The sequence below is a fragment of the Streptomyces sp. SID3212 genome (genome assembly GCF_009865405.1).
GTDB lineage: Bacteria > Actinomycetota > Actinomycetes > Streptomycetales > Streptomycetaceae > Streptomyces.
Genome location: NZ_WWJY01000119.1, coordinates 1 through 2,055, shown reverse-complemented (window position 1 = coordinate 2,055; position 2,055 = coordinate 1). Strand labels below are relative to the sequence as shown.

At 74.2% G+C, this 2,055-nt stretch carries 2 protein-coding genes; both read left to right on the top strand.

Annotated elements, in window-relative coordinates; translation table 11 throughout:
• Positions 1–814 (top strand): oligopeptide/dipeptide ABC transporter ATP-binding protein (locus GT042_RS03525; protein WP_161307228.1); only part of this gene is annotated, 814 nt, incomplete at its 5' end.
• A gap of 24 nt (positions 815–838) precedes the next feature.
• Positions 839–1,978 carry an LLM class flavin-dependent oxidoreductase gene (locus tag GT042_RS03520; RefSeq protein ID WP_161307227.1) on the top strand — a complete coding sequence of 380 codons (1,140 nt, stop codon included), beginning with the start codon at positions 839–841 and terminating at the stop codon, positions 1,976–1,978.
• Positions 1,979–2,055: the final 77 nt, after the last annotated feature.

The following is a 2,055-nucleotide window of genomic DNA, read 5'->3' as shown; positions in this document are numbered from 1 at the left end:
CGACGCCGAGGCGCTCGGCCCGCGTACCCCCGCCCAGCTCTCCGGCGGCCAGCGCCAGCGCGTCTCGCTGGCCCGCGCCCTCGTCACCCGCCCCCGGCTGCTGCTCAGCGACGAGCCGGTCAGCGCCCTGGACGCCTCCAACCGCAACCTCGTCCTGAGCCTGCTCGACCGGCTCCGCCGCGAACTCGGCCTCGCCGTCGTCGTCATCTCCCACGACCTCAGCTCGCTCGCGGGGATCGCCGACCGGGTCGCCGTCCTCTACCGGGGCCGGCTCGTGGAACAGGGCCCCATCGGCGAGGTCCTGGAACATCCCAGGCATCCGTACACCGCCCTGCTCACCGCCTCCGCGCCCAGCGTCCGCCGCGAACACCGGCTCCTGCCCGCGCAGTTGCGCCCGGACCCGGCCGTCGCCGCCGGCCGTACGCCCTGGCCCGACGACGAGGGCTGTGTCTTCGCGCCCCGCTGCCGCTTCGCGGGGCCCACGTGCCGGGAGGAGCCGGGCTCCGCGCCCGTGGCCGCCGGCGAAGCCACCCGGCCCGGCGAAGCCAGCCGGCCCGACGGAGCCGGCCGAGCGATCCCGGAATCGGCACCCGATTCCGCCGCCCCGCAACCCGCCGCAGAAGCCGCTGACGAGACGGACGACAAAACCGCCGACAAAACCGCCGACAAAACCGCCGTCGGAACCGCCGCTCAAGCCACCGCCCCACCTACCACGGCACAACTACCTTCCCTCGCAGGGGAATCCGACCCGTCCAGGCCGTCCCACACCGTCGCCTGCCACCACGCCGCCACCTGGCGCGGCGGTATCGGCTGAACAGGAACAGGAGAACCCACCGCCATGGCCATCGAATTCATCGGCATCGCCGCCACCCAGGAGACCAGCGAGAGCGGCTCCCGCACCCCCGTCACCGGCCGCGACGGCGTCTCCACCCAGACCGAGACCGAACACGCCGCAGGGCCGGTCGTCCAGCCCGGCTACCTCCGCGAACTGGCCCGCGCCCACGAGGAGTCGGGCTTCGACCGCGTCCTGGTCGCCCATTCCTCCGCGAGCCCCGACGGCTTCACCGTCGCCGACCAGATCCTCACCCACACCGAACGGCTCGGCGTCCTGCTCGCCCACCGCCCCGGCTTCGTCTCGCCGACTCTCGCCGCCCGCAAGTACGCCACCCTTGACGCCTTCCACCCCGGCCGGATCGCCCTGCACGTCATCACCGGCGGCGACGACGCCGACCAGGCGCGCGACGGCGACTTCAGCGACAAGCCCACCCGCTACCGCCGCACCGACGACTTCCTCGACGTGGTCCGCAAGGAGTGGGACTCCGCCGAACCCTTCGACCACGAAGGGGAGTTCTACCGCGTGAAGGGCGGCTTCTCCGCCGTACGCCCCGCCGCCCCGATCCCCGTCTACTTCGGCGGCGCCTCCGCGGGCGCCGTCCGCGTCGGCGGCAAGCACGCCGACGTCTACGCCTTCTGGGGCGAACCGCTCGCCGGGATCGCCGAGCGGATCCGCGAGGTACGGGCCGCCGCCGCGCCGTACGGCCGTGAACCGCGCTTCAGCGTGAGCCTGCGCCCCATCCCTGCCGCCACCGAGGAACAGGCCTGGGACCGGGCGCGGGAGATCCTGCGGCTCACCGAGGAGCGGGTCGGCGGGACGGCCAGGGCCTTCAACCTCGACCACTCCGCGCAGCGCGGCTCCCAACGACTGCTGGAGTACGCGGCCCAGGGCGACGTCCACGACAAGCGGCTGTGGACCGCCATCGCGAGGACCACCGGAGCGGCGGGCAACTCCACGGCCCTGGTGGGCAGTTACGAGCAGGTCGCCGAATCCCTCCTCGACTACGTCTCCCTCGGGGTGTCCACCCTCCTCATCCGGGGCTTCTCCCCCCTCGCGGACGCCCGCGACTACGGCACGCTCATCGACCTCGTCCGCGCGGGCGCCGAGCGCACCGGAGCGGGCCGGCTCAAGGTCCCCGCATGACCACCCCTCCCAGGCCGGCTCCCGCCGCGCCCCCGTCCGGCTCCCTCCCGACGACCGCGCGCGGGGGCGCGTGCAGC

What these genes read in the sequence shown, in the direction of transcription:
- GT042_RS03520 (WP_161307227.1), top strand. Translation starts at nt 839, where the DNA reads ATGGCCATCGAATTCATCGGCATCGCCGCCACCCAGGAGACCAGCGAG.